The following is a 19,991-nucleotide window of genomic DNA, read 5'->3' on the forward strand; positions in this document are numbered from 1 at the left end:
CTAATGGCCAGCATGGAAACCCTCCGCTACGGCAGCGAGCCCAGCCAGTTCGTCGAACTCCACGGGACTCCGGGCGGGCGGGGCACCGCCGTCCTGCTGCACGGCGGATGGTGGCGCGCCCGCCACGACCTGCACCAGCTCGACCCGATGGCGGCCGACCTCGTGGCTGCGGGCTGGTATGTGGCGAACGTCGAGTACCGGCGCATTGACGGCGACACCGGCGGCTGGCCGCAAACCCTGGACGACGTGCTCGCCGCGATCGCCGCCGTCGAACGCCCCGCCGCGCTGCCGACTGTCGCGATCGGACACTCCGCGGGCGGACACCTGGCCCTGCTGGCCGGCGGCGCGCTCTCCGGCGTCGTCGCGCTGGCCCCCATCACCGACGTCCCCCGCGCACGAGCCGAGGAGTTGGGCGAAGGCGCCGCCGGACTGTTCCTGACCGGCGACGACCCCGCGGCCTCGCCCATCCGGCAGGTCCCGATCGGCTGCCCGCAACTGGTCGTCCAAGGCGACGCCGACGTCCGGGTCCCGGTCGCGCACAGCCGCGACTACGTGGCCGCGGCGAAGGCGGCTGGCGACGACGTGGACTACGTCGAGCTCCCCGGCGTCGACCACTTCCGCCTGATCGACCCGGCCGACGAGCCGTGGCAGCCCGTCCGCGAATGGCTCGACCGGCGGTTCAGCTGACGTCCGCCTCCACAAACCGATGCCCGGCTGTGTTCTCGATGACCACAGCCGCCACCTGAGCCGGGTCGACGACCGCCGTGCCGTAGAGATACGCGCCTTCCCGCGCCGCCCGCTCCGACACCATCCAGCCGCCCGCGACCTGGCGCTGGCCGTCCTTGCTGAGGACTACGAGCAGGCATTTCTGCCCGGCCGGAATGCCGGTCACCGAGCCGTCCACACGCACCCACCCGGTCTCCGGGACGATGCTCGCGGTGAGCCGGGTCTGCCCGCTCGCGTCCGCACCGGAAATGACCTTCGTGCCAGGAACCACGCTGGTCGACGACGACGACGGCGGCGGCACCGCCACCGCGGGCCCGGACCAGTTGCGTCCCACCAGCACCCCGACGCTCACCGCGACCGCGGCCACCACGACCGCCGCGACGACCGCCATCGAGCGCCCCCGCCCAGCCTGCGCGCGCGACTCCGCGCGAACCCGGTCGACGGTCCGCCGCATCACCAGGTCCGCACCCACCGGCGGCCCTTCCAGCAACGCCTCCGGCGGCAATTCGCCGAGGAAACTCTGCACCTCGCGCAGAGACGCGGCCTCGGCCCGGCAGCGCTCGCAGCCGTCGAGATGCGCCTCGACGTCGCGCTGCTCGCCCGAGGCGAGCTGACCGGACAGATATCCCGCCAGGTCGACGTGTTCGTCGGCAGTGTTCATCCGGCCACTCCTTCCGCTCGCCGGAACTCGTCCCGCAACGCCCGCAACCCGTAATACGAGCGGGACTTCACCGTGCCCGGAGGAATCCCGAGCCGCTCAGCCGCTTCCGCGACGCTCCGCCCCTGCAGATACATCTGCTCGAGCACCTCGCGATGCTCCGGAGACAGCCCGTCGAGCGCGGCGAGCACCACCATCGAGTCGACGACCTGATCCGCGTGATCCCGCTCGACCGGCCCGCTCGCCGGAGACTCGACCACCTCCTGCGGCCGCGCCTCCTTGGCCCGGAACCGGTCGATCACGAGGTTCCGCACCACCGTCAGCAACCAGCCGCGCACCGACCCGCGCCCGTTGACCAGACTGTCCGGACTGCGCCACGCACGGACGAGCGCCTCCTGCACCACATCTTCCGCCGCCGCGCGATCGCCGAGCAGCCGGGTGGCGTAGGCGAGCATCGCGCGGCCGTGCTCCTCGAAAAGCGCGCGGACCAGCGCCTCGTCCGCAACCGCCCGCCGATGACGAGCCCTGAACCCGGCCATGCCCCGATCATCCTCCCGACCGAGGCCGATTGTCGCGCGCTGGCGCTGTGTTGCTTCCTACCCGGTGGCGGTCCTTTTCTGGTGGCGTTCGCTTCTTTTAGCTTCTTCGGTGCTGGGCGCTGCTTCGCTCGCAGCATGGCTTCGCTGCCGCCTGATCAACGCGGCTTCCCATCCGCCGCGCCTACCGCTCTGGGCACCGCGTCGCGCCGAGCGCCCTCGGTGCCGCTTCCCCGATCAGTGCAGCTCCCCGGCCTGGCCCCGCTCCCGCCCCGACGTCTTCCCGCGCTGAGCGCCGCTTCCCCGATCGATACCCGCCCACCCGCGTGGTTCCGCCGACACGATCGGGGAACGCACCGCCTGCGGGCCCCGGACCTGGGCTAAGTTCGAAATTGATCCAGCCGGAAGGCTTGCTCACCAGGTCGGCGCACGCCGGTGCCGTGCACTGGGATCACCGTCCCGGCCGCCCGACCGCCCTGGAGCCGCCGGGAGCGCTGCGCACACCGCCCTCCCGGCGGCTCCGGGGCACCTTGGGCCGTTTCGCTCCCGGCCATCCGGTGCCGAGGGGACGCCGGTGGCGAGTGGCGACGACTCTCGCCGACTCCACGCTGTCGCACCTTCGCGGCCGAACCGGTGCTGCAACGTCCAAGGATTTTCGGCACTAGCAGCCATCGCCCTGGTCGCGGCGGTCGCGGCGGTCGCGGCGGTCGCGGCGGTCGCGGCGGTCGCGGCGGTCGCGGCGGTCGCGGCGGTCGCGGCGGTCGCGGCGGAGCATACTTCCGCAGAAGCAGGCCAGCCATCGCACAAAATCTCCGGCGGCGGGAAGCCGCGACCAGCCATCACGTCAGCAGACATCCGCCGAACTGGCACCCCGCCTCGCACAATGCGTTGGCCGGGAGCGAACGGCCGATCCCTCCGGCTCGACGGCTCGACGGCTCGACACGAATCGCGGGCCACCGAGTCCGTTGCTTCCGACCTCGCCGCGCAAAGCACCCGACTGTCCACAAAGGACTCAAGCAGCAGCCGCACCGAGGTCGGTCAGCACCACCGGGCTCGCCGGAGCTCCCCTGCGGCGGGCGATTCTCACCAGGCCCCTGCGGCGCAGGCGGTCCATCGCCTGCGTTTCCCACAGCGGCACCCGCCCGCCGACCGACCACAGGTAGCATTCCGCGGCCCCCGCGAATCCGTTGTGGACCACCACCAGCCCGCGCCGGACGTCGTCCAGTGCGTGTACGTCCTCCTCGACGAGCACCATGACCGGCTCCCTCCGTCCCCATCATGGTGAATCGTCCGGGGCCGTCAGCACATCCGGGAATCCACCTCAGGGGTCCCCTGGGGAAATGGGGTCGCCCTCGCCTCGACGACCTGGCAGGATCGGACCCGTGCGGCCGCAGACGATCGCGTGCGACGAATCCGGTTCGGAGGGCGTGAATCTGATCGGCGCGAACACCGCGGTATTCGCGCACGCCGCCGTCCGGCTGGAACCCGCGGACGCCGCTGAATGCGTTGCGCGGCTGCGGGAACTCATCGGCTCCCCCGCACTGGAATACAAAGCCAACCACCTCCTGCGCGCCAAAAACCGCGCCGCCCTGGAGTGGCTGCTCACCGAACCCCTCGCCGAGGCCGCCAGCGTGCTGCTCGTCGACAAGGCGTTGTTCCTCGCGGGCAAAATCGTCGACCTGCTCGTTGACCAGACCCCTTACCCGGAATGCCTGCAACACCGTCCGGACGCCCGCGCCCGTGCCCTGCACCAAGACGGTCCGCGGCTCCACGGCCCGCGCCGCTGGACCGAATTCCTGCGCTCGTTCACCGGACTGTTGCGCACCTCGAACCGCCGCCTCCCCGCGACCAGACCCGACGAATTCTTCGCCCAGACGGACGTCCTCGGCGATCTGGTCGCGGCCCGCCCGCATTTGACCGCCCTGCGCGACGAACTCCTCGCCAACCCGGGCCTCGTCCCGCCGCTCGATCCGTTGATGCCCGCCCTCGCCGACACGATCGCGTTCTGGCGGCCGGAAAACGTCATCCATGACGAGCAGCCGTCCCTCACCCAGGCGCGGCTCGCCCAACTGCTCGATCCGGCGCCGCGGTGGCAGTTCGTCGACTCGAAGTCCGAACCGCGGGTCCAGATCGCCGATTTCCTGGCCGGAGTTGCCCGGCGGCTGACCGAGGAAACCCTGCACGGCGACGGGGACGCGGAGCTGGTCAAGCTGCTGCGGCCGTATGTGCTTCCGGCGTCGGTCTGGATCGGGGATCCGGCGGACTAGTCGCACGCCGCGGTCCCGGTCGCTGTTTCGACGGATCCCGGCTGGCTTACAAAACGCACCCCCGCGAAGGGGTCACAGATCCCGCGGGTTGACGACGTGCACGGCGGCCTCCTCGGCCGATGCCGCGCCGCCGTCGATCCCGATGTCCGAGGCATACAGCTCGGCCTCGGTGTCGGGCCCGAAGCCTGCGTTGGAGGCGACCAGACGGCCCGCGCGGAAGTCGCCGACCTCGTCGTCGACCAGTTCGCCGTCGGTGTCGTCAGTGTCGCCGAGGCCGTCGCCGTCGGTCGCGCGGATCTCCGGGAGTTCGCGGGCCAGCCGGCCTGCCCAACTTTCCCCGGTGGCTTCTTCGGCGGCGGTGGTGCCCCAGTCGCGGGTCGCGAGCGGACGTTCCGGAGGCGAATACCCCTCGTCGTACGGGTCGCTGTCCTCCAAGGTGTCTTCGGGATCCAGCACGCCGGTGTCGGCGTTGTCTTCGATGTCGTCGTCCACTGCTCCTCCTTCCGCGTGCCCAGGTTACTGCCGCCCGCTAGCCTGTGCGCTCACGCCGGGTGGAGGAACGATGACTCAGTGGAGCGGTCCCACGCTGATCGCCGTGTTCGCCGGATTCGGGCTGGCGTTCGTTTTGGTGGTGCCGTACGTGGCGGTCAGCTATCGCAAACGCGGCGAGCTCGGGCTGCTGCGCGCGATCGCCGCGCCGGCCTTCCTCGTGTACTGCTTCGCGCTGGTCACCTACACGCTGCTGCCGCTGCCTGACGTCAACGCGGCGTACTGCGCGGCGCACGAATCGCTGCGGCATCCGGTGTGGAATCCGCTTCAGTTCCTCGAAGACATGAAGCAGTTCAACACCGGACTGCTGGATAATCCGGCGCTGCGGCAGGTGTTGTTCAACGTCGCGTTCTTCGTGCCGTGGGGCGTGTTCCTGCGGCGGTTGTTCGGGCGGAGCATCGGGTTCGCGATCGTCAGCGGGTTCTTCGTGTCGCTCGCCATCGAGACGACCCAGCTGACCGGCGTGTGGTTCCTGATGGAGTGTCCGTACCGGCTGTTCGACACCGGCGACCTGCTGTCGAACACCGTCGGCGCGGGGGTCGGCGCGCTTCTCGCTCCTGTGCTGCGCCGTTCCGGACGGCTGCGTCCGGCCGACGAACCGCGTCCGGTCCTCGCCCGGCGGCGGCTGCTGGGAATGGTGCTCGATCTGATCTCGGTCACGCTGGTGGGCGTCGTGCTGAGCATGATCGCGCTCGCGGTGCAGTACGTCACGAAGGGGACGCTGCAGAACAACACGCTGATCGACGACGTCCTTGGCCGGTGGGTGCCCACTGGGGTTCTGCTGCTGATCGTGCCGCTGATGGGCAACGGCGCGACGCCTGGTCAGCGCGCGGTCATGCTGACTGTGGTGCGCGCGGACGGACGGCCGCCGTCGGTGCTGCAGTCGATCGTCCGGTTCCTGATCGGTTCGGGCGGTTATTTCATTCTGGTCGGCTTGGACTCCGGGTGGACGTCGCTGTGGCTGCTGGCGCATCTGGTGTTCATGGTCTTCACTCGGGGACATCGGGGCCTGACCGGGCTGGTGTGCCGGTTGTCCGTCGTCGACACGCGAGCCGCGGTCCGGGAGCCGGTTGCCCCGCCAGGGTGATGTCGTTTTTTCGCGAGGTTTCGTGCGTGCGGCGGGGCAGACTGGTCGGCGTGTACGAGGACACTGAACGCTGCATCCGCGCGGTGCAGTCGAAGGACGACCGGTTCGACGGGTGGTTTTTCACCGCGGTGCTGACCACGCGGATCTACTGCCGGCCGAGCTGTCCGGTGGTGCCGCCCAAGGTCGAGAACATGCGCTTCTACCCGAGCGCGGCCGCCGCGCAGGCCGCCGGATTCCGCGCCTGCAAACGCTGCCGGCCCGACGCGTCGCCCGGTTCTCCGCTGTGGAACGAACGCGCCGACGTCGTTGCTCGCGCGATGCGCCTGATCGGCGACGGGGTCGTCGACCGGGAAGGCGTGCAGGGGCTCGCCGCGCGGCTCGGATACAGCGTGCGGCAGATCGAACGCCAGGTGCGGGCCGAACTCGGCGCGGGACCGCTCGCGCTCGCCCGGGCCCAGCGCGCCGAGACCGCCCGGCTGCTGATCGAAACCACCACGATGCCGATGAGCGATATCGCGCACGCCGCGGGGTTCTCCAGCATCCGGACGTTCAACGAAACCGTGCGGGCCGTCTTCGCGCTGACGCCGAGCGAACTGCGCTCCCGCGTACGCGGCGGCAAGCGGACCAAGTCGCCGGGCGTGCTGTCGCTGCGGCTCCCGTTCCGCCGTCCGCTGTGCCCGGACAACCTGTTCGGGCACCTGATCGCCACCGCGGTCCCGGGCGTCGAGGAATGGCACGACGGCGCTTACCGCCGCACGCTGCGACTCCCGCACGGCCACGGCGTCGTGTCGCTCCGCCCGGAGCCGGACCACGTCGCGTGCCGCCTGAGCCTCACCGACCTGCGCGACCTGGCCGCCGCGATCAGCCGCTGCCGCTGGCTGCTGGACCTGGCCGCCGACCCCGTCGCGGTCGACGAGCAACTCGCCGCAGACCCGACCCTCGCTCCCCTGGTCGCCGCCGCTCCCGGCAGGCGCGTCCCGCGCACGACCGACTCGGCCGAGTTCGCCGTGCGGGCTGTCCTCGGTCAGCAGGTCTCGACCGCAGCCGCCCGGACCCACGCGGCACGCCTCGTCCTGGCGCACGGCACCCCGATCGAGGACCGGGAAGGCGGCCTGACGCACCTGTTCCCGTCGCCCGAGTCGCTGGCCGACCTGGACCCGGAAACGCTGGCGATGCCGAAGTCGCGCCGCGCGACCCTGCTGGGCCTGGTGTCGGCTCTGGTCTCCGGCGACGTCGACCTGACCGCAGGCGGCGATTGGGTCCACGCCCGCGCGCAGTTGGCCGCGCTGCCGGGTTTCGGCCCGTGGACGGTGGAGAGCATCGCCATGCGCGCCCTCGGCGATCCGGACGCCTTCGTCGCGACCGACTTGGGCGTGAAGATCGCCGCCGAAACCCTAGGCCTGCCAACGAGTCCAGGTGCGTTGATCGCACACGCCAGCCGGTGGCAGCCGTGGCGCGCGTACGCGGTCCAGCACCTCTGGGCGACCGGTGACCACCCGATCAACCGGATTCCCGCGGTGTCGGCATGACTGTGGTGCACACCGTCATCGACAGTCCCGAAGGACCGCTGACCCTCATGGCCCGCGACGGCGGCCTCGCCGGCCTGTACATCGGCGACGAACAGTACCGCCCGCCACGCGCCGCCTTCGGCGACCGGGACGACCGCCCGTTCGGCGCGGCGACGCGTCAGCTGCACGAGTACTTCGCCGGTGACCGGGTCGAGTTCGACCTTCCGTTAGCTTTCAGTGGCACTCCTTTCCAAGAGACGGTGTGGCGGGCGCTTCTGCGGATCCCGTACGGCGAGACGACGACCTACCGAGAGCTGGCGGAATCGATCGGCCGCCCGACGGCGTCCCGTGCGGTCGGCCTGGCGAACGGCCGGAACCCCATCGGCATCGTGGTGCCGTGCCACCGGGTGCTGGGCAGCGACGGATCGCTGACCGGCTACGCGGCTGGGGTGGAATGCAAGCGGAGGTTGCTGGAATTGGAGCGGGGCGGGCGGTTGGGTGGACGGTTGGTTGCGGGGTGAGTCGTGGTCGGGTCGGACCAGGTGACCTGATTCCGCTCGGGGCTGGGCCGGGTGGATGAGCTGCTCGGCTCCGAACGGGGTTTGGCGAGCAGACCTACTCGGCTCAGCCTGAACTGCGCCAACTCAGACCACGCCGCGCATCGCCCAACTCCGATCGGGGCCAGGCCGAGCGGTTCGACTCGCGTCGAACCGCGCTGGCTCGGCTCGGGTTCCCGACCAAGCCGTGGCCGGGCTCAGTTGAACCAGCCGTTCACCGTTCCGAAGTCCAGTGCCCCAGTCACCTCCCCGTAAGTCCCCTGCTTCAGCACCTCGGCCGCTGCGTGGTGGGCAAGCGAGTAAGCCGCCTGGGCGATCGACGTTCCGACGCTCACCCGGCGCACTCCGGCCGCAGCGAGGTCGGACACTGGAGGTGCGCCCGGTCCGGCCATGGCGCTCACGGGAATCGGCGAGGACTTTGCCAGTTCTGCCAAGACTTCGACGTCCACCAGGCCTGGGACGAAGATGCTGTCCGCTCCGGCGTCGGAGTAGACGCGGGCTCGGGTCAGGACATCGTCGAAGCGGCCGGCGGGTTCGCCGATTCCGAACAGGTACACATCCGTTCGCGCGTTGATCCACAGCTCCGAGAGACCGGCTGTCGCGGCGGCGGCTCGGGCTGCGGTGAAGCGTTCTGCCTGTTCGTCTGGGGTGAAGAGAGTCAGGGTTCCAGCGCGGGAGTCTTCCAGGTTCACGCCTACCGCTCCGGCCTCGACTACGCCGGTCACGGTTTCCGCGACGGCGGAGGGGGCTAGGCCATAGCCGCCTTCTACGTCGGCCGTCACCGGGACTTCTACGGCTGCGGCGATTTGCGCGATGACCGACAGCATCTCGGCGCGGGAGAGGTGTTGGCCGTCGCCTCTTGCCAGGGCCCAGGAGACGCCTCCGCTGGTGGTGGCGATCGCTGGGGCGCCAGCGCGTTCGATGGCGACCGCGCTGCCCGCGTCCCAGGCGTTCGGCAGCACGAGGACGTCCGCGGCGTGCAGTTCGCGGAAGAGATTTGCCTTGTCTTGCAACGAGTTCACGAGGTTCCTCCCCAGTAGCGAGCCCCGGTCGGGGCAACTGCGGAGGAACGTATCAGCGGGCACCGACAAAAACGGTGCCGAAGAAATCAAGGGAGGTCGAAGCCTAGTTCGCGGGCGGCATCGGCGGGGGTCGGCTGGGTCCAGCGACGGGCGACGGCTTCGTGGGTGGACAGCGAGCGCAACTCGGCTCGGTCCAGGTACAGGATTCCGTGCAGGTGATCGGTCTCGTGCTGGACGATTCGTGCTGGCCAGCCCGACAATTCCTCGTCCAGGGCCGCACCGGTTTCGTCGCTGCCGCGAAGGCGGATCCGCAGGGCTCGGGCGACGACGGCCTGCCAGCCGCGCACGCTGAGGCAGCCTTCGAAGAACGCGGCGGTTTCGTCGCCCACTCGGGTGTACGTGGGGTTCACTAGCACGCGGAACGGCAGCGGGGCGATCCCGCGGGTGGCGAGGGTGGATTCGGCGACACCTGGACGTTCGCGGGCACCGTCTTCGACAACAGCGATCCGCACCGACAGGCCGATCTGCGGCGCAGCGAGGCCGACGCCGGGTGCGGCGCGCATGGTCTCCTTCATGCCCTCGATCAGCGCGGGGAACATCCCGTCGCTTAGTTCGCCGTCGTACGGACGGGCCGCCGCGCGCAGCACTGGGTCTCCTGCCTGCACGATCGGCCACGGCAACGGCTGGGCGAGCAGTTTTTCGACCTCTTCGGCGAGCACCGGCGGACCCCTCTCCAAGGGCAATAGGACAGCGGCATGATCGCACCCGCGCGGAGCACGACACTCGCCCGGGGATCAGGCAAGCTGGCAGCCGTGGCCTACGACGTGAACGCGATCCGCAAGCACTTCCCCGCGCTCGAGAGCGGCGCTGCCCACTTCGACGGACCTGGCGGCTCCCAGGTACCGGACGTGGTCGGCGAAGCAGTGTCCTCGACCCTCTGCGCCGCTATCGCGAACCGCGGCACCGTCACAGCGGCGGAGCGCCGCGCGGACGGCGTCGTGCGCGAAGCCCGCCAGGCCGTCGCTGACCTGCTCGGCGCACGGCCGGAAGGCGTCGTGTTCGGGCGCAGCATGACCCAGGTGACCTACGACTTCTCCCGCACGCTCGCGAAGAACTGGGGCCCTGGCGACGAGGTCGTGGTCACCCGGCTGGACCACGACGCCAACGTCCGGCCGTGGGTGCAGGCCGCCGAAGCGCGCGGCGCGACTGTTCGCTGGGCAGACTTCGATCCGGAGACCGGCGAGCTGCCGACGTCAGCGATTACCGAGCTGCTCACTGACCGGACGCGACTGGTCGCGGTCACGGCGGCGTCGAACCTGCTCGGCACACGTCCGGACATCTCGGCGATTACCGACGCGGTGCGCGAAGCAGGCGCGCTGAGCTATGTGGACGGCGTGCATCTGACGCCGCACTCGCCGGTCGACATCGCCGCGCTGGGCGCTGACTTCTACGCCTGCTCGCCGTACAAGTTCCTCGGCCCGCACCTCGGTCTTCTCGCCGCCGCGCCCGATCTCCTGGAGACACTGCAGCCGGACAAGCTGCTGCCGTCGAGCAACGCTGTTCCGGAGCGTTTCGAGCTAGGTACGTTGCCGTACGAACTCCTCGCGGGCACTACTGCGGCCATCGACTTCCTCGCTGGGCTCGTGCCGAGCGAAGGCAGCCGTCGCGAGCGTTTGCGTACGTCGCTTACAGCGCTCGAAGCCCACGAAGACGCACTGCTGCAGCGGTTGGAAGACGGTCTGGCTGCACTGCCGCGCGTCGTCCGTTACGGCTCACCGACGCGCCGCCGTACGCCGACAGTGTTGTTCTCAGTCACCGGCCTGCCGCCGCAGGCTGTGTACGAGCGTCTCGGAGCGCGCGGGATCAACGCGCCTGCTTCGACGTTCTACGCCATCGAGTGCGCACGGCATCTCGGTCTCGGCGACGCTGGTGCAGTACGCGCTGGCATCGCGCCGTACACGACTGCAGCGGAAGTCGATCTGCTGCTCGCTGCTGTTGCGGAGCTGTGAATGAGCATCGAGACGACTGTCGACGGACAGGTCACCACCATCACCATCAATCGGCCGGAGAAGCGGAACGCGCTCACGAAGGCGATGTACGTCGCCCTCGCCGACGCCTTCGACGCTGTCCGCACGCCTATCGCCGTACTGAGCGGAACTGGCGGCGCGTTCACAGCGGGTAACGACCTCGGCGACTTCCTTGCCCACGAAGCAGGAGACAGCACGAAGACGCCCGCGCGGGTCTTTCAGGAGGCATTGCTCGCGACGCAGGCGGTGGTGGTCGCATCGGTCGACGGTCCGGCAGTCGGCATCGGCGCGACCCTGCTGCTCCACTGCGACCTCGTCTACGCCACCGAACGCAGCTACCTGCAGTTCCCGTTCGTGCCGTTGGGACTGGTGCCGGAGTTCGGCAGCAGTTACGCGCTGCCGCGCCGAGTCGGTCCACAGCGTGCAACGGAGCTACTGCTGTTCGGAGAACGGCTGCCTGCGGTCGAGGCGGCGCAACTCGGGTTGGTCAACGAAGTGCTCCCTGACGTGACAGCGCTCAGCAAGCGCGTCGAGGAACGCGTCGGAACGCTCGCCACCCGATCGGTGCGCGCGGTGACGGCGACACGCGTACTGTTGCATGACCGCACTGACCTGAGCGTCGAAGAGCGAATGGAGTCGGAGTCCAAGCACTTCGCCGAACTGCTGCACGACCCGGCCACTGTCGCCACGTTGCGCGCGACGCTCGACCGGCGCTAGCGACGGCGGCGCTTGTCCACCGCGGCATCGAGAACTGGACCTAGTTCCTCGACGACGGTGTCGAGCGCCGTCACCGCGTGCTCCACGCGCGCCAACACCAAGGCCCCTTCAAGCGCACTGATCATCAACACTGCCAACGAAGCAGCGCGGGCAGCCGGTACGCCCATCTGCTCCAGCGCGGACACGATGGGCTTCCGCCACTGCACGAAGGCGTCGTTCGCACGCTCGCGCAACGGTTCGCTCGATGCTGCCGTGTCGGTGACTGTGGCGACTAACGGACAGCCGTAGTCGTAGCCGATCTCGACGAACTCCGCGCGCCAGTACTCGACAACCGCGGCGAAGAGCGCCGACGGCGTCGGGTCCGTCAGGGAGTCCATCGCGCGCGTCACGCGACGCGCGGCGTAGCGGCCAGCCCAGTCGATCGCTTCGCCGAACAGCTGTTCCTTACCGCCCGGGAAGTAGTGCTGCAGCGACCCCCGCGGTGCCTCGGCATGCGCTACCACCTCGCGCATGCCGGTGCCGCTCAGGCCTTGCGTACGCAGCAACTGCGCAGCGCTGAAGACCATCCGGTCGCGCGCCGGCCGTTCCGTCATCGAGCGTCTCCTCCGTGACCGTCAGCTCGTACTCGTTCTCGCCGCCGTACGCCGGGGCGAAGCGGAACCCGCACGCCCGGAGCAATCCTTCCGCAGCGACGTTGCTCTCCTGCACAGTGGCGTGCAGCGTCCAGTCCCGCCACTGCTCGGCGGCCAGCCTGACCAGGCCGCGGCCGATGCCCCGCCGCTGCCACCCGTCGGCGACGAGAAGGCCCAGCTCAACGCGGCGGCCGTCCTCCGGAACCGCGTTCAGCAGCCCGGCGGGCGCGCCGGAAACCTCGGCGATGAGCGCGGTGCCGGCGAGGAGGAAACGCCGGTACCGGGACAGGACCGCCTCCGGGTCGATCGGGCCGCCGAGGGTGAACCGGCGGCTCAGCGATTCCGGCGAGCAGGCGCGGACGAGATCGGCCGCGGAACCGGCGGCGGCCGGTCGCACGGCGGTCATGACAGTCGTCATAACCCGAGGGTGGCACACGGCTTCGGCTATGACAAGCGTCATGGGAGATGTCACGCTGCCGACACGGCCCGCGCGGTCCGCGGGCCCCGGGACCGCCGGACGGCCACCGGTTTCGGGCAAGACGAATTCACTTATCGTATCCGCTATACCCCATCGGCGGTAATTCCACCGATTAATCGAGCGTTGACCACGATGCGTGTTCGCTGGGCCTCTTTGGGTGAAAACGGTTCCCGATACCTGCCGGACACCCGTTTCTTCCTTATATTTTCCTGGACGCTCCGACATGCGAGCAAAGGAGACACGGCCATGACCCAGTCACTCGAAGTTCCGACGAAGGAATTCTGTCTCGACTGGACGATGGACGGGGCCAATGGCGGCAGGGTGCACTTCACCCTGTCCGGCCAGGTGAGCCTGTTGGACGGCAAGAGGTTCTACAAGGTCGACGGCGTGCTGTACATCGCGGACGGCAGCGCGTACTGCCGGGAGATCGGGAACCCGCGGCTGCACGTGCGGCGCAACGGCGTCGAGGAGACCGGACGGCAGTGGGGCTGGGAGACGATCAGTTCCCGCAAGAGCGCGAACCGGCTCTGCACAATGGACGGTTATTTCGTGCGCACGGGCTACTGGGCGCCCGCCGATCGCAGCATCCAACTCGGAATCGTCGCCGAACACGGGATCACCCGGCGGCGTTCGCACAGCCCGACCGCCACGATTCGACTGGTCGACTGAATGGTTCCCGGATATCGGGATTGCTCCTCGGTTTGTGATCGGCAATGCCTGATTCCGGGATGAAAAGCGGCAAGGCATTTCGCGACGGCTCGGGCGGGCAAGCCTGCCCGAGCCGTCCGCGAGGGAAACCCGCGGTTGCCTCCTCGCGAACATCCGGCACACAGCCGACCGTCGCGATGACACAAGATCGCTTGCCCGCCAACGTGAACCGTGCGAATCGGACGATCCACCGTCCGCTGACGGCAAGGAACCGCCTGCGCGGCAACCCATTCGCGGGCGAGCGCGGCGAAAGATCAATCCAGGCAACGTGCTCTGGGCCACCCGGGTGCGGCCGGACATTGGCCTGGACCACTCGTCGCCGCCCCACCCTCCGCTCGTCGTCACCCACACGGGTAAACCCCTGCCCTGGAGGTAAGCAGGAACACACCGGATCCCCAGGAAAAACGTGAAAAACGTTGTGCGGGACACAGCGCTCGCGCGCGCGAAAGAGGACCATGGGAGCCATGCGGAACAGGACTCGGGCAGGCAGACCACCACACCCTGGCAAACGATTGCTCCGACGGCTCGGCGCTGTGCGCAACCCGCTCGTGCGACGGTCGGACCGGATCGAAGGCGTGTTCGCCGGGATCGTCACGCTGCTGGCGCTCATCGCGATTCCGTTCGCGATGATGATCGGCAGCGCGGACATCACCGCCGAGACCGCCGCGTCGGACGCGCAGCTGCAGTCGCGGCACCAGGTCACCGCCACGGTGCTCACGACCGCCGCGCAGCCGGCCGCTTCCGTCGGCGACAGCGCGCCGATCGCCAACACCGCGCGCGTGAACGCGGTCTGGAAGCCGCCGAACAGCGTGCAGCGGACCGGGATCATCACGGTGCCCAGCGCTTCCGCGACCGAGGGTTCGACCACCGACATCTGGCTCGACGACACCGGCAAGCAGACGACCGCCCCGCTGACGCACGCGGACGCGGTCACCAATGGCGTGCTCGTCGCGGCCTTCTGCTGGCTGTGCGCGGTCGCGGTGCTGGGCGGAGCGTTCTGGGTGGCACGGCGAGTGCTGGACCATCGGCGCGCGGCGCGGTGGGCTGCCGAGTGGGCGCAGTTCGCTGGGCCGGAAGCGGTTCGCTGAGGTTTTCGCGGGCTGGGTGGTCGCGGGGCTTGCCGGAGCGTTCCGCACGGCTTGGCGAGCGCCCCGGCGGATGGATGCGGTTGGCGGTTCGCTGACACGTTCGCGGACTGCGCGGCGACGGCGTTTGCCTGAGCAGAACGAGTTGGCAAGACCTCCGATGGATGGATGCGGTTCGCGAATCCTCGACCGGCTCGCTGACGTCATCGCGGGCAGGGTTCGCGGGGCTTGCCGGAGCGCTCCGCGCAACCTGGCAAGACCTCCGGCAGACGGGTGCGGTTCACGAAGCCGCGACCGACTCGCTGACGTCATCGCGGGCAGGGTGGTCGAGGGGCTTGCCGGAGCGCTCCGCGCAACCTGGCAAGACCTCCGGCAGACGGGTGCGGTCCGCGAAGCCGGAAGCGGTGCTCGACGGAGCGTTCTGGGCAACTCGACCATCGGCACGCCGGGCCGTCGCTCTGGCGTGATTCGCGCGGACCGGAAGCAGCCCTGCGCGGTTGCTGCTGGCTAGCGCGTCGGCAAGTCATCCGGTACCGAACGGACCAAGTTCGCCAGGTCCGCGAGCAGGAAGCGGCCCGGCGATTGCTCGGCCAGCACCGCGCTCGGCAGTCGGACGGGCCACATTCGCGACCCCCAAGATGCACGGTCTGGCGTAGTTCGCTGGGCCCGGAGGCAGTCCGCTGTCGCGTTCCGCTGCCTCCGGGCCCGGCTCGGCGGACCGAGCGGGGCGACACCCCCAGCGTCGCCCCGGGCCGGTACTACGCCTGCCGCTCTTGCCCGGATGTGGCGAGTTAGCCACCAGCTATCTCGTCGAGGCACAGTCTTGTGGAGCCCTCCGGCGATTGTCAACTGTGAGCTAATCTGAGATAGTCGCCTTAGCTGAGAGCAATCAGCTGCAACTGGAGGGGCGTAGCAGCATGTCCGAAGACATTCAGCCGGCGGATGCCCGGCCCACCCTGGCCTCCAGACTCGACGACCTGTTCCGCACCGTGCGCCCGCAGGGAAGGCACTGGACGAACGCCGAGGTGGCAGCCGAGCTGAAGCGGGCCTCGCCGGAGCTGAAGGTCGGCGCGGTGTACTTGTCTCAGCTGCGCACCGGCAAACGGACCAACCCTTCTCAGGAGCTGCTGGCCGCACTGGCGAAATTCTTCGGGGTGTCCGTCGCGTACTTCTTCGACGACGAGGTCGCCGGGTCGGTCTTGTCCGAGCTGGCCGCGGTGGAGGCGATGCGCCAGGCGGGCGTCCGGGCGGTCGCGATGCGCGCGGCGGGCATGCGCGAGGAAAACCTCCAGGCGATCACCACGATCATGGACCAGTACCGCAAGATGCAGGGGCTGCCCCCGGTCACGGACGAAGCGGCACGGTGACCGGCACCCCGTCCGAAGCCCCGCAGCGGCGCGAGCAGCTGCGGCGGATGCGCGACGAAGGCGCCCGGCGGATCGCCGAACTCGGCCTTCCGCCGAAATACGACCTGGCCGCTCTCTGCGCGCGCCTCGGCGAGATCCGCGAACGGCCGATCACCCTCGTGCCGCTCCCGATGCCGGCTTCGCACCCGTGCGGCATGTGGGTAGCCGCACGGGGCGAGGACCTGATCTTCTTCGACGCCAACACCACCGGGGCGCACCAGGAGCACATCATCTTGCACGAGCTGGGTCACATCATCTGCTGTCATCGCGGTTCTGGTCTGTTGGACGACGAGAGTGCCCGGTCGCTTTTTCCTAATCTGGATCCGGACATTGTTCGGGATATGTTGATGCGCGCTACTTACGATGACGCGCAGGAGCAGGAGGCGGAGATCATCGCGTTTCTGCTTTCCGAGCGGATGGGTGCTCCGGTCAAGCCGGTTGCGGGGGTTCCTGAGGTTGGGGAGAAGCCTCTGGATCGGATTGAGCGGTCGCTTCTTTGAGGGGACGGCTCGTCGCCTGGCGACGACGAGCCGTCCTTGGCTGCGCGGGCACCCCGATCGTTAGGTCCGGTTTAGGGATTGGTTTGCGCGGATCGCAATTCGGCCAGCTCTGCGCCTGCGACTCCGACCGCGTACCTCAATTGGTCTTCTCGGTGTTCGCTGGTGATGAAGAATCGCAATCTGGTCTGCTCCTCTTCCACTGCTGGATGCAGGATTGGGTCCACTACCACGCCGCGTTCGTACAATGCCGTCGCTAGCCTCAATGTGGCATCCGAACCGCCTACCACGCAGGGCACGATCGGTGTGTCCCCGGCTGAACCGGTCGGCAGTCCGACTGCTGTGGCCAGTTCCAGGAACAACCTCGAATTATCCCGCAGTCGCGCCAATCTTTCCGGTTCCTCCTGCAGAATCCTCAGTGCGGCATGGGAAGCTGCCGCGTTGGCCGGAGTGATTCCTACGCTGTAGACAAAACCTGGCAACGAGTACCGCAGCCAGCGCACCGTCTTCGCCGACCCGGCCAGGTATCCTCCGCAACCGGCCAGTGACTTCGACAGGGTTCCCATCCAAAGATCGACCCCGGCGCGATCAACCGCGAAATGGTCGCCGACTCCTGCTCCGCGTGGGCCCATGGTGCCGATGCTGTGCGCTTCATCGACCATCAGCAAGGCTCCATAGCGTCGCTTAAGGTCAATCAGCGCAGGCAAATCAGCGACATCGCCGTCCATGCTGTAGACGCCTTCCACGACGATCAACACCCTCCGGAACCGCGATCGCGATCGACGCAGCACGTCCTCCAGTCGTGCTGTGTCGTTGTGCGGGAACGGTTGCCGCGTAGCGCCGGACAGGGCGCAGCCTTGCAGGATGCTGTCGTGTGCCAGCGAATCGTGCACGATCAGGTCGCCCGGGCCGACCAGGTGGCCGATCGCGCCGACATTCGTCGCGTGTCCGCTTACCAGGACCAAGCTGTCCTCTACGCCCAGGAACGCGGCTAGCTCCGCCTCCAGGTCACGTGACAGATCGCGGTCCCCAGCAAGCAAGCGGCTGCCGGACACCGAAGTCCCGTATCGGTCGACGGCCTCGTGCACCGCCGCGGTCACCGCTGGATGACCGGCCAGTCCTAGATAGTTGTAGCTGGAGAAGGACAAATACTCACGGCCGGCCACCGACGTTGTGGCGTCCATCCGTCCCTGATGCTTGCGGAAGTAGGGATTCGGCACCCCTAGATCATCGAATTCCTTCAGCCGCGCTTCGATCGCCGCTGCCTCTGGGAACTCTTCGATCGCCGCGCTCGTTCGATCCCACACCGGCGCGGGGGTGGTCGGTGGAGGACCAGCGGACACCAAAGCCGTTGCGGGAGCCAGCATTCCGGCTACCGCGCCTACCGTCAGCGCGCCCGACTGTTCGACCTCCAGCGGCAAACCCGGGAATCGCTTGCGCAGTCGGCCTTCCAGTTCGGTCAGCATCAGTGAATCGAAGCCGAGGTCGTCGACCAGCAACTGCCCGGCGTACAACTCGTTGACCGGGAACGCTGTCGTCCGTGCGACTTCCTCGAGCACGACCGCCAACACGTCCCGCGCGGACGTTGTCTCCGCTGCCTCCTCGACCGGCGTGGCGGTGCTGCCCAGAGGCTCCAACGTCTGCGCCTTGGCCAGCTTCGCGTCGTCGACGACCCAGTGGCGGCGCGGGCTAAGCGGGCTTGGCGGCAGCGTGCAGTGCGGCAGGCCGTTCTCGATCGGTCTTAGTCCGATGCCGGTCACCGCGCGCGGAGCCAGCTCGTGCGGCAGACCGTCCTCGATTGGCTCCTCCCCTGCCGACACCACGCCAGCGAACACACCGGGGGCCAGCTCGCCGTTCTGCCCGGATTCCAGGGCGACTGACGCGTCGACGAGCTTGGCGATCGCATCGGCGACATCGTCGGCGGCTACGGCGAGCCGCTCGGGGAAGAGCGTTCGGCGGGCGAGAGTGCCTGCTACCGCGGCCAGCGACGGAGTCTCGCTGCTGAGCGTGTCAGCGACCTCGCGGGCGTGCCGAGCGAGCCCGGCGCGGTCCCGGGCGGTGAGCAGCAGCAGGCGCGGCGTTTCGGCGGACGGGGATTCCTGCGCCGCCTCCTCGATCACCACGTGCACGTTCGAGCCGCCGAAGCCGAACGCGCTCACTCCGGCTCGGCGCGGGCCGTCGCTGTCCCACGGGGTGATCTGGCCGGCCACCTGGAGCCCGGCGTCCCGCAGCGGCAGATGGTCCGCCTGCTCGAAATCCGGCTGCGGCAGAATTTGTCCCTTGTGGACGGACAAAATGGACTTGATCAGACCCGCGATTCCGGCGGTGCCAAGGGAATGCCCGACCACTGACTTCGCCGCGCCGAGATACGCCGGTTCTTCCGCGCCTTGGCGCAGCTCGGTCAGCGCGCTGATCTCCACGTCGTCGCCGACCGCGGTCGCGGTGCCGTGCGCCTCCAGGAAACCGACCGACGCGGGGTCGACTCCCGCGTCCCGGTAGGCCCGCCGCAACGCTCGCAGCTGGCCGGATTCCTGCGGCATCATGCCGCCCTTGACGGTGCCGTCATTGGACAATCCGACGCCGCGGATCACCGCGTACACCCGGTCGCCCGCCGCTCGCGCGTCCGCGAGCGGGCGCAGCACCAGGACGCCCGCCCCCTCGCCGAGCACGAAACCGTCGGCCCGGCGGTCGAACGGGCGGCATTCCCCGGTGCGCGAGATGGCGCCGATCCGGCACAGGCCTACGAACAGGTCCGGGGCCAAGACCAGCTGTGCGCCGCCGGCGACGGCGATCCGGCATCTGCCCGCCCGCAGCGCGAACACCGCGTTCGCCACCGCGGTCAGCCCGCCGGAGCAGGCCGAGTCGAGTGCGTAGCTCTCGCCGTGCAGGTCGAAGACGTTGCTGATCGAACTCGGCCCCATGTTGAGCAGCAGCCCGGCCATCGCGGTGGCGTGCAGGCCGCTGACCGCGGACGCCGCCTCGGCCATCGCCGGATCGCCCGCCCGGCCGAACTCGCCGCCGATCAATTGTTTCAGCCGCAGGTGCAGCGTGCTCATGTCGCGGTAACCGCTGTCGCTCAGCGACATGATCACTGACGTGTCGTCGCGGTCGAAGCCCCCCGCTTCCCATCCCGCGTCCTGCAGCGCTTCGCGGGTCAGGTCGACCAGCAGCCGGTGCTGCGGGTCGAGCGATTTGGCCCGTCGCGGCGGGATCTTGTAGTGCCCCGCGTCGAAGTCGCCGACGTCCTCCAGCAGCGCCATGCGGTCGGAGTAGACCGCGGTGCTGTCCCGGAAATCGTCGTTGTAGAACGCTTCGCGCCGCCACCGCGAATCCGGCACTCGCCGAAACTGCGGTTTGGGCTCGCTCAGCAGATCCCAGTACTCGTTGACGTTGCGCGCTCCCGGAAAACGGCATCCCATTCCGACAACGGCGATGTCCTGGTTATTTTCGGATTCTTCCCACCCAGATGCAGCAGACCCCATGGCATGACTTCCTCGTGCCGATTCCCACCCAGTCGACACCGAGATTGCC

20 protein-coding genes are annotated in these 19,991 nt (G+C 68.9%); 11 read left to right on the forward strand and 9 right to left on the reverse strand.

Annotated elements, in window-relative coordinates; translation table 11 throughout:
- Positions 1-3: 3 nt before the first annotated feature.
- Positions 4-687 (forward strand): prolyl oligopeptidase family serine peptidase, encoded by a 684-nt coding sequence (locus tag ABZX37_RS02425; RefSeq protein ID WP_354735186.1) that lies wholly within the window; start codon positions 4-6, stop codon positions 685-687.
- Here ABZX37_RS02425 and ABZX37_RS02430 read toward each other — a convergent pair.
- From ABZX37_RS02430 to ABZX37_RS02440, 3 genes are all read right to left on the reverse strand, one after another.
- Positions 680-1,387, reverse strand: a complete 708-nt coding sequence (locus tag ABZX37_RS02430; protein WP_354735187.1) for a zf-HC2 domain-containing protein — start codon at positions 1,385-1,387, stop codon at positions 680-682. The two genes, ABZX37_RS02425 and ABZX37_RS02430, sit on opposite strands and share 8 nt — an antisense overlap.
- Positions 1,384-1,923, reverse strand: a complete 540-nt coding sequence (locus ABZX37_RS02435; protein ID WP_354735188.1) for a sigma-70 family RNA polymerase sigma factor — start codon at positions 1,921-1,923, stop codon at positions 1,384-1,386. The genes ABZX37_RS02430 and ABZX37_RS02435 overlap by 4 nt, the downstream gene beginning before the upstream one ends.
- Positions 1,924-2,932: 1,009 nt before the next feature.
- Entirely contained in the window at positions 2,933-3,175 is a 243-nt protein-coding gene (locus ABZX37_RS02440) for a hypothetical protein (protein ID WP_354735189.1), read from the reverse strand.
- Between the two features lie 127 nt (positions 3,176-3,302).
- Here ABZX37_RS02440 and ABZX37_RS02445 point away from each other — a divergent pair, with 127 nt between their 5' ends.
- The gene (locus ABZX37_RS02445) at positions 3,303-4,187 is read left to right on the forward strand and encodes a DUF3800 domain-containing protein (RefSeq protein ID WP_354735190.1); all 885 of its coding nucleotides are present in this window, start codon (positions 3,303-3,305) and stop codon (positions 4,185-4,187) included.
- A gap of 72 nt (positions 4,188-4,259) precedes the next feature.
- On the opposite strand, the gene ABZX37_RS02450 is transcribed toward ABZX37_RS02445, so the two are convergent.
- Positions 4,260-4,679 carry a DUF5709 domain-containing protein gene (locus ABZX37_RS02450; protein WP_354735191.1) on the reverse strand — a complete coding sequence of 140 codons (420 nt, stop codon included), beginning with the start codon at positions 4,677-4,679 and terminating at the stop codon, positions 4,260-4,262.
- 70 nt (positions 4,680-4,749) lie between these two features.
- Here ABZX37_RS02450 and ABZX37_RS02455 point away from each other — a divergent pair, with 70 nt between their 5' ends.
- Genes ABZX37_RS02455 through ABZX37_RS02465 form a run of 3 tightly spaced genes read left to right on the forward strand, consistent with a single transcriptional unit; the run spans position 4,750 to position 7,852 of the window.
- Positions 4,750-5,823 (forward strand): VanZ family protein, encoded by a 1,074-nt coding sequence (locus ABZX37_RS02455; RefSeq protein ID WP_354735192.1) that lies wholly within the window; start codon positions 4,750-4,752, stop codon positions 5,821-5,823.
- A gap of 50 nt (positions 5,824-5,873) precedes the next feature.
- Entirely contained in the window at positions 5,874-7,352 is a 1,479-nt protein-coding gene (locus ABZX37_RS02460) for an AlkA N-terminal domain-containing protein (protein ID WP_354735193.1), read from the forward strand.
- Positions 7,349-7,852: a methylated-DNA--[protein]-cysteine S-methyltransferase gene (locus ABZX37_RS02465; RefSeq protein ID WP_354735194.1), complete on the forward strand. Its 504-nt coding sequence runs from the start codon at positions 7,349-7,351 to the stop codon at positions 7,850-7,852. Before ABZX37_RS02460 ends, ABZX37_RS02465 begins: the two co-directional genes overlap by 4 nt.
- Positions 7,853-8,085: 233 nt before the next feature.
- On the opposite strand, the gene ABZX37_RS02470 is transcribed toward ABZX37_RS02465, so the two are convergent.
- Entirely contained in the window at positions 8,086-8,910 is an 825-nt protein-coding gene (locus tag ABZX37_RS02470; RefSeq protein ID WP_354735195.1) for an isocitrate lyase/phosphoenolpyruvate mutase family protein, read from the reverse strand.
- 86 nt (positions 8,911-8,996) lie between these two features.
- Entirely contained in the window at positions 8,997-9,647 is a 651-nt protein-coding gene (locus tag ABZX37_RS02475; protein WP_354735196.1) for a peptide deformylase, read from the reverse strand.
- A 75-nt stretch (positions 9,648-9,722) separates the two neighbouring features.
- Here ABZX37_RS02475 and ABZX37_RS02480 point away from each other — a divergent pair, with 75 nt between their 5' ends.
- Together ABZX37_RS02480 and ABZX37_RS02485 are read left to right on the forward strand one after the other, a co-directional pair.
- Positions 9,723-10,919 carry a cysteine desulfurase-like protein gene (locus ABZX37_RS02480; RefSeq protein ID WP_354735621.1) on the forward strand — a complete coding sequence of 399 codons (1,197 nt, stop codon included), beginning with the start codon at positions 9,723-9,725 and terminating at the stop codon, positions 10,917-10,919.
- Positions 10,920-11,654, forward strand: coding sequence for an enoyl-CoA hydratase-related protein (locus ABZX37_RS02485; RefSeq protein ID WP_354735197.1), 735 nt, complete (start codon positions 10,920-10,922; stop codon positions 11,652-11,654). It abuts the gene before it with no gap.
- On the opposite strand, the gene ABZX37_RS02490 is transcribed toward ABZX37_RS02485, so the two are convergent.
- Positions 11,651-12,166, reverse strand: a complete 516-nt coding sequence (locus ABZX37_RS02490) for a TetR/AcrR family transcriptional regulator (protein ID WP_354735199.1) — start codon at positions 12,164-12,166, stop codon at positions 11,651-11,653. The genes ABZX37_RS02485 and ABZX37_RS02490 overlap by 4 nt on opposite strands.
- On the reverse strand, positions 12,099-12,692 hold the full coding sequence (locus tag ABZX37_RS02495; RefSeq protein ID WP_354735200.1) for a GNAT family N-acetyltransferase: 594 nt from the start codon (positions 12,690-12,692) through the stop codon (positions 12,099-12,101). The genes ABZX37_RS02490 and ABZX37_RS02495 overlap by 68 nt, the downstream gene beginning before the upstream one ends.
- Positions 12,693-13,010: 318 nt before the next feature.
- Here ABZX37_RS02495 and ABZX37_RS02500 point away from each other — a divergent pair, with 318 nt between their 5' ends.
- The 4 genes from ABZX37_RS02500 (at position 13,011) to ABZX37_RS02515 (ending at position 16,463) form a co-directional block, all read left to right on the forward strand.
- Complete coding sequence (locus tag ABZX37_RS02500; protein ID WP_344271917.1) at positions 13,011-13,433, forward strand: hypothetical protein; 423 nt, start codon at positions 13,011-13,013, stop codon at positions 13,431-13,433.
- Between the two features lie 572 nt (positions 13,434-14,005).
- Positions 14,006-14,560, forward strand: a complete 555-nt coding sequence (locus ABZX37_RS02505; RefSeq protein ID WP_354735202.1) for a hypothetical protein — start codon at positions 14,006-14,008, stop codon at positions 14,558-14,560.
- 914 nt (positions 14,561-15,474) lie between these two features.
- Positions 15,475-15,924 carry a helix-turn-helix domain-containing protein gene (locus ABZX37_RS02510; RefSeq protein ID WP_354735204.1) on the forward strand — a complete coding sequence of 150 codons (450 nt, stop codon included), beginning with the start codon at positions 15,475-15,477 and terminating at the stop codon, positions 15,922-15,924.
- Positions 15,921-16,463, forward strand: a complete 543-nt coding sequence (locus ABZX37_RS02515) for a toxin (protein WP_354735206.1) — start codon at positions 15,921-15,923, stop codon at positions 16,461-16,463. Before ABZX37_RS02510 ends, ABZX37_RS02515 begins: the two co-directional genes overlap by 4 nt.
- A 71-nt stretch (positions 16,464-16,534) precedes the next feature.
- Here the strand turns inward: ABZX37_RS02515 and ABZX37_RS02520 are convergent, their stop codons facing one another.
- Entirely contained in the window at positions 16,535-19,942 is a 3,408-nt protein-coding gene (locus ABZX37_RS02520; RefSeq protein WP_354735208.1) for an aminotransferase class I/II-fold pyridoxal phosphate-dependent enzyme, read from the reverse strand.
- Between the last annotated feature and the right edge of the window lie 49 nt (positions 19,943-19,991).

Source organism: Amycolatopsis sp. NPDC004079, from assembly GCF_040610415.1.
Classification (GTDB): domain Bacteria; phylum Actinomycetota; class Actinomycetes; order Mycobacteriales; family Pseudonocardiaceae; genus Amycolatopsis; species Amycolatopsis halotolerans.

Bases quoted from the DNA above. Each gene is read 5' to 3' on its own strand.
- ABZX37_RS02425 (WP_354735186.1), top strand. From the start codon at position 4: ATGGCCAGCATGGAAACCCTCCGCTACGGCAGCGAGCCCAGCCAGTTC.
- ABZX37_RS02430 (WP_354735187.1), bottom strand. From the start codon at position 1,387: ATGAACACTGCCGACGAACACGTCGACCTGGCGGGATATCTGTCCGGT.
- ABZX37_RS02435 (WP_354735188.1), bottom strand. From the start codon at position 1,923: ATGGCCGGGTTCAGGGCTCGTCATCGGCGGGCGGTTGCGGACGAGGCG.
- ABZX37_RS02440 (WP_354735189.1), bottom strand. From the start codon at position 3,175: ATGGTGCTCGTCGAGGAGGACGTACACGCACTGGACGACGTCCGGCGC.
- ABZX37_RS02455 (WP_354735192.1), top strand. From the start codon at position 4,750: ATGACTCAGTGGAGCGGTCCCACGCTGATCGCCGTGTTCGCCGGATTC.
- ABZX37_RS02465 (WP_354735194.1), top strand. From the start codon at position 7,349: ATGACTGTGGTGCACACCGTCATCGACAGTCCCGAAGGACCGCTGACC.
- ABZX37_RS02485 (WP_354735197.1), top strand. From the start codon at position 10,920: ATGAGCATCGAGACGACTGTCGACGGACAGGTCACCACCATCACCATC.
- ABZX37_RS02490 (WP_354735199.1), bottom strand. From the start codon at position 12,166: ATGCGCGAGGTGGTAGCGCATGCCGAGGCACCGCGGGGGTCGCTGCAG.
- ABZX37_RS02495 (WP_354735200.1), bottom strand. From the start codon at position 12,692: ATGACCGCCGTGCGACCGGCCGCCGCCGGTTCCGCGGCCGATCTCGTC.
- ABZX37_RS02500 (WP_344271917.1), top strand. From the start codon at position 13,011: ATGACCCAGTCACTCGAAGTTCCGACGAAGGAATTCTGTCTCGACTGG.
- ABZX37_RS02510 (WP_354735204.1), top strand. From the start codon at position 15,475: ATGTCCGAAGACATTCAGCCGGCGGATGCCCGGCCCACCCTGGCCTCC.
- ABZX37_RS02520 (WP_354735208.1), bottom strand. From the start codon at position 19,942: ATGGGGTCTGCTGCATCTGGGTGGGAAGAATCCGAAAATAACCAGGAC.